General features: G+C 70.1%; 5 protein-coding genes. 4 read left to right on the forward strand and 1 reads right to left on the reverse strand.

Annotated elements, in window-relative coordinates; genetic code table 11:
- From ACFZAX_RS34665 to ACFZAX_RS34675, 3 genes are all read left to right on the forward strand, one after another.
- On the forward strand, window positions 1-1,071 hold the full coding sequence (locus ACFZAX_RS34665; protein ID WP_390966844.1) for a cation diffusion facilitator family transporter: 1,071 nt from the start codon (window positions 1-3) through the stop codon (window positions 1,069-1,071).
- Window positions 1,072-1,319: 248 nt separating this feature from the next.
- Window positions 1,320-2,777, forward strand: a complete 1,458-nt coding sequence (ahcY, locus tag ACFZAX_RS34670; RefSeq protein ID WP_390966845.1) for an adenosylhomocysteinase — start codon at window positions 1,320-1,322, stop codon at window positions 2,775-2,777.
- Between the two features lie 148 nt (window positions 2,778-2,925).
- Entirely contained in the window at window positions 2,926-3,567 is a 642-nt protein-coding gene (locus tag ACFZAX_RS34675; RefSeq protein WP_390966847.1) for a hypothetical protein, read from the forward strand.
- A gap of 73 nt (window positions 3,568-3,640) precedes the next feature.
- On the opposite strand, the gene ACFZAX_RS34680 is transcribed toward ACFZAX_RS34675, so the two are convergent.
- Window positions 3,641-4,594, reverse strand: coding sequence for an RDD family protein (locus ACFZAX_RS34680; RefSeq protein WP_390966849.1), 954 nt, complete (start codon window positions 4,592-4,594; stop codon window positions 3,641-3,643).
- Between the two features lie 125 nt (window positions 4,595-4,719).
- Here ACFZAX_RS34680 and ACFZAX_RS34685 point away from each other — a divergent pair, with 125 nt between their 5' ends.
- Complete coding sequence (locus ACFZAX_RS34685; protein ID WP_390966851.1) at window positions 4,720-5,727, forward strand: stage II sporulation protein M; 1,008 nt, start codon at window positions 4,720-4,722, stop codon at window positions 5,725-5,727.
- The last annotated feature ends 483 nt before the right edge of the window (window positions 5,728-6,210 follow it).

Genomic DNA, 6,210 nt, shown 5'->3' on the forward strand with positions numbered 1-6,210 from the left:
ATGAGCGCGTCAGGCGGAACCAAGGCGATCGTGGCGGCACTCTCCGCCAACCTCGCCATCGCGGCGGCCAAATTCGTGGCGTTCCTCTTCAGTGGCTCCTCGTCGATGCTCGCGGAGAGCGTCCACTCGCTGGCCGACTCGGGCAACCAGGGACTCCTGCTGCTCGGAGGGAAGAAGGCGCAGCGCCAGGCCACCCCCGAGCACCCCTTCGGCTACGGACGCGAGAGGTACATCTACGCCTTCCTCGTCTCCATCGTCCTGTTCTCGGTCGGTGGCATGTTCGCGGTCTACGAGGGCTACGAGAAGATCAAGCACCCGCACCCCATCGAGGCCTGGTACTGGCCGGTGGGCGTGCTGGTCTTCGCGATCATCGCCGAGGGGTTCTCCTTCCGTACGGCGATCACCGAGTCCAACCAGACCCGCGGCACCCTGAGCTGGACGGACTTCATCCGCCGCGCCAAGGCCCCCGAGCTCCCCGTCGTACTGCTGGAGGACTTCGGGGCGCTCATCGGCCTGGTCCTCGCCCTCGGCGGCGTCGGGATCTCCCTCGCCACCGACGACGGCGTCTGGGACGGCATCGGCACCCTCTGCATCGGCATCCTGCTCATCGTCATCGCGCTCGTGCTCGCCGCCGAGACGAAGTCCCTCCTCCTCGGTGAGTCGGCAGGGGCCGAGCAGATCGAGCGGATCAAGGCCGCTGTCGTCGACGGCGACACCGTGACCGGCATCATCCACATGCGCACGCTCCACCTCGGCCCCGAGGAACTGCTGGTCGCCGCCAAGATCGCCGTGCAGCACGACGACACCGCGACCGAGGTCGCCAACGCCATCAACGCGGCGGAGACCCGCATCCGCGCCGCCGTGCCGATCGCCCGCGTCATCTACCTGGAGCCCGACATCTACAACGCGGATGCCGCGTCGAAGGGCACCAACCCCGGCCGGTCCGCCCTGGCCGGTGCCCCCGGGCAGCCCACCGAGGGCGCGACCGGCACGACCGGCGTGGACGCCCCGACCGGCGTGGACGATCCGACCGGCCCGGACGGCGAGAACCCCTCCGGCCCGGGGCACTGATTCCAGCCATTCCCTACGTCCCGTGAGCGCACCGTTCCCCCGTGGGCCGGTGCGCTCACGGCTGCTCGGTGTAGATTCGTACGCGTACCAGACGTCGCTGCTGATGGCGGTCGATCGGCCCGCGGAAGCGGACCGGCCGAGGGAGAGAGGGCCTCCGACGGACTGCGCTGCGAGTCCCGGGCATTCGTATGCCCGGCGCCGCACAGCCAGCCAGCCCACCCTCGACCCTTACGAGGAGCAGACCCGCCATGACGACGGTCAGCCAGAACCAGGACTTCAAGGTCGCCGACCTTTCCCTCGCGGTCTTCGGCCGCAAGGAGATCACCCTCGCCGAGCACGAGATGCCCGGCCTGATGTCGATCCGCAAGGAGTACGCCGCCACGCAGCCGCTGGCCGGCGCGCGCGTCACCGGCTCCCTGCACATGACGGTGCAGACCGCCGTGCTCATCGAGACCCTCGTCGCCCTCGGCGCCGACGTCCGCTGGGCCTCCTGCAACATCTTCTCCACCCAGGACCACGCGGCCGCCGCCATCGCCGTCGGTCCGACCGGCACCCCCGAGGCCCCCGCGGGCGTTCCGGTCTTCGCCTGGAAGGGCGAGACGCTGGAGGAGTACTGGTGGTGCACCGAGCAGGCCCTGACCTGGCCGAACAGCCCCACCGGCGGCCCGAACATGATCCTGGACGACGGCGGTGACGCCACCCTCCTGGTCCACAAGGGTGTCGAGTTCGAGAAGGCCGGCGCGGCCCCGGACCCGTCCACCGCGGACAGCGAGGAGTACGCCCACATCCTCACCCTCCTCAACCGCACCCTCGGCGAGTCCCCGCAGAAGTGGACCCAGCTCGCGTCCGAGATCCGCGGTGTCACCGAGGAGACGACCACCGGCGTCCACCGCCTCTACGAGATGCACCGCGACGGCACCCTCCTGTTCCCGGCGATCAACGTCAACGACGCCGTCACCAAGTCGAAGTTCGACAACAAGTACGGCTGCCGCCACTCCCTGATCGACGGCATCAACCGCGCCACCGACGTCCTCATCGGCGGCAAGACCGCCGTCGTCTGCGGCTACGGCGACGTGGGCAAGGGCTGCGCCGAGTCCCTGCGCGGCCAGGGCGCCCGCGTGATCATCACCGAGATCGACCCGATCTGCGCGCTCCAGGCCGCCATGGACGGCTACCAGGTCGCGACCCTCGACGACGTCGTCGAGCAGGCCGACATCTTCGTCACCACGACGGGCAACAAGGACATCATCATGGCGTCCGACATGGCCCGGATGAAGCACCAGGCGATCGTCGGCAACATCGGCCACTTCGACAACGAGATCGACATGGCCGGCCTGGCCAAGATCGACGGCATTGTCAAGGACGAGGTCAAGCCGCAGGTCCACACCTGGACCTTCCCGGACGGCAAGGTCCTCATCGTCCTCTCCGAGGGCCGCCTGCTGAACCTCGGCAACGCGACCGGTCACCCCTCGTTCGTCATGTCCAACTCCTTCGCGGACCAGACTCTGGCCCAGATCGAGCTCTTCACCAAGCCGGAGGAGTACCCGACCGACGTCTACGTGCTCCCCAAGCACCTCGACGAGAAGGTGGCCCGCCTCCACCTGGCCGCCCTGGGCGTCAAGCTCACGACCCTCCGCCCGGAGCAGGCCGCCTACATCGGCGTCGAGGTCGACGGCCCGTACAAGTCCGACCACTACCGCTACTGATCCCACCCGCCGCCGGCCCGCCCCCCCGCAGGGGAGGAACCGGCCGACGGCGACCGGAACAGTCTCAGCAGCAGGTCCGAGCGCAGGCCCCCGCACCCCCGTGCCGGGGGCCTGCCCCGTACCCCGCCCGCGCAGCCCGAAGGACCCCATGCCCCGCGGCCGATATTCGCTCCACGATCCGCACGATCACACCCCCCTCGGTGAAGAGCACTTCCACTGCGCCCCCGGCCCCTCCGGCTGGCGCTACGTCGCAGGGAGGACGGCTCCCTCCGGCGACCACCTCGGCTCCACCGACCTGGCGCTCGACGAGCTCGGCCGGCCCATCCGCCTGGAACTGCACGCGGGCGGCTGGCAGATCCGCGGCGCCGCCCTCGAAGGCGTCACCTGGGTACGGACCGACCCCACCGGCACCGAAGCGACCGAGGGCAACGTCCGCGCCCACGCCTTCTCCGGCACCTCTCCTGCGTTTCTCGTCGCCGTCACGCGACTGCTGCGCCTCACCCCCGGTTCCCCCGAGACCCGCATCCGTCTGGTCACCTTCACGGATCCGGTCCTCGCGCCCCTGACCGTCGATCAGTCCTGGGCCCTGGTGGACAGTGAAGCGCACCCCACTGACAACGGCCCCCTGCACGTGGACACGTACCAGGTCAGCGACCTGAATACGGGGGAGCGCCACACGGTGCACCTCGCCGGTGACGTGGTCCTTGCCGCCCCCGGCATCGAGCTCGAAGACCTCGAATCCCCGCCGTCCCCGAAACCCGTACCGCGACCCGAGCAGCCGGCCGAGTAGCGCGCCGGCCCGGACGGACCGAGGCTCGCGCAGGCGGCAGCTCAAACGGGCGGCGGCTCCGGCAGGCGGCAGCTCAGGCAGGCGGCGCGAACCCGGTGGAGGCGGACACGGTGGCAGGGACTGCGGCGGACCCCGGCGCCACGGGCGCCGCGAGCGGGACCGGCGCGACCTGCGGGGCGGCGACGGGAGCACCCGCGGGCGCACCCCATCCCGCCGTGGCGCCGGTCCCCGGCACACGTACTCCCGCCGCTGCCCCCGGTGCCCGGTCCGCCGCGCGTTCGGCCGAGAGCATCCGCCGCACCTCGCGCGTCCGGCGTTCGTGCAGCACGGCGGCCAGATAGGCCGCGTGGGGCACCCCCTCCGGCGGTGGCACGGCCGTCCTGGCCGCCAGCTCCCCGGCGAGCCTCTCGCCGATCGCGTACCCCACGGCGGGATCGAGCTGGTGCAGGCGGGAGACGTACTGGCGCGCGGAGAGCCAGAACCCGTCCGGTACCGCGGACAGGTCCAGCTGGGCGAAACGGCTCGCGAGCCACGGCGGAGGCGGCGGCAGCGCCCGTGACCGGTCGGCCGGCACCCGTTCCCGTACGACGAGGGTCCCGGCGAACACGTCCCCGAGCCGCCTGCCCCTGGCGGAGACCAAGGACGCGATCGCGGCCACCGCACCGAAGGACGACAGGATCTCGACGACGCCCATCGCTCCGCGTACCAGCGCGTGCCGGAACGCGATGGGCCCCCCGTCCTCGCGCACCACCCGCAGACCGCAGGCGAGTTTCCCCAGGGAACGACCGTGGCTCAGGGTCTCCACCGCGATCGGACCGCCCACCAGCACCAGCAGGAAGGACGCCACGGCGACGGCGGCGACGGCCGCGTCGTCGAGCGTCGAGGTGGCGAGGGCCAGCGCGATGCTGAGCACCACGAACACGATCAGAAGCAGCGCGGTGTCGATGGCCTGCGCCAGCGCCCTGCTCGGCAGCCGTGCCGGTCTGAGCTCCAGAACCACCGCGTCCCCGGTCACGAGTTCGCTCATTGCCCCGCCCTTCGTCGCCCACCCCTGCGCCTGTTGTGCGACAGTCTGCCAAGCTGATCGCCGGCGCGCCGCCGTGTTCGGGACCCGTACGCCCCTTCGCCCTTCGCCTGGAGCAGACACCCACCATGGACCTCGATGTCTTCGTCATCGCTCACCGCGCGGAGTGGGAACGTCTGGAACATCTGCTGAAGAGGGGCCGAGGGCTCACCGGTACCGAGGCGGACGAGCTGGTCGTGCTCTACCAACGGACGGCAACCCATCTCTCCCTGATCCACTCCCAGGCACCCGACCCGCGCACCGAGGGGCGCCTGACCCAGCTCGTGGCCCGCGGCCGGTCCGCCGTGACCGGCACCCGCAAGGCGTCCTGGCGGGACGTGACCCGGTTCCTCGCCGCCGGATTCCCCGCCGCGGTGTACCGCTCGCGCCACTGGTGGGTGCCCACGGCGGTGCTCTCCACCCTCCTCGCCGCGCTCATCGGCTGGTGGATCGGTACGCACCCCGAGGTGCAGGCCGCCATCGGCGCGCCCGACGACCTGCGCGCGCTCACCCGGCCGGGCGGCGAGTACGAGACCTACTACTCCAGCCACCCCGCCGCCTCCTTCGCGGCCCAGGTGTGGACGAACAACGCCCAGGCAGCCGCCATGTGCCTCGTCCTCGGCGCGTTCTTCTGCCTGCCGGTGATCTGGATCCTCTTCACCAACGTGCTCAACCTCGGGGTCGGCATGGGGCTGATGTCGTCCGCCGGCCGACTGGACACCTTCCTCGGGCTGATCCTGCCGCACGGCCTCCTCGAACTCACCGCGGTCTTCGTGGCGGCCGGTACGGGCCTCAAGCTCGGCTGGACCCTCATCGACCCGGGCCCCCGTTCCCGCCGCGCGGCGCTCGCGGAGGAGGGCCGGGCCGCGCTCGGCATGGCCATCGGTCTCGCCCTCGTCCTGTTCGTGTCCGGAGTCATCGAGGGATTCGTGACCCCCTCCGGTCTGCCCACCTGGGCCAGGATCGCGATCGGCGTCGCCGCCGAGCTGGCCTTTCTGCTGTACGTACGGGTGCTGGGCGGCCGTGCTGTCCGGGCCGGCGACACCGGCGACCTCGCCGCGGCAGAGCGCGCCGCAGCTCTGCCGACCGTCGCGTGACCCGCCGCGCCACGGCGGATGTGCGTCAGACCTTGCTGAGCTGCTAGTCTCCTCTTCGCCCACAAAAGCTGTTGACACGGCGGCTGTGGGGAGGTAGATTTTACTAGTTGGCTCGGGCTGGACAGGTTCGAGTGCGACAGTCAATGTGTATCTCGCTCCTGCAGGGAATCTTCATTTCCGCGGAGCCGCGCGATTCCCTTTATGCAGAGCCCGGGTCGTTCATTCGCCCCCATTCACTCTGATAAAGTCGAGTCAGCCGAAAGGCAAAGGCCTACCAACTGGCCGCCGGAATTACTTGTCGGACCGGAAACGGAACGAAAAAGAGTCTGGTAGGGTTGGACTCGCCGGAAAGGGAAACGCGAAAGCGAAGAACTGGAAAGCGAAAATTGCTTGACCCGCTTCGACCGGGAATCGGACAGATAAGAGTCTGATAGAGTCGGAAACGCAAGAACGAAGGGAAGCGCCCGGAGGGCCCCGGTGAAA

This window comes from Streptomyces sp. NPDC008125 (assembly GCF_042957125.1).
Lineage (GTDB): Bacteria > Actinomycetota > Actinomycetes > Streptomycetales > Streptomycetaceae > Streptomyces.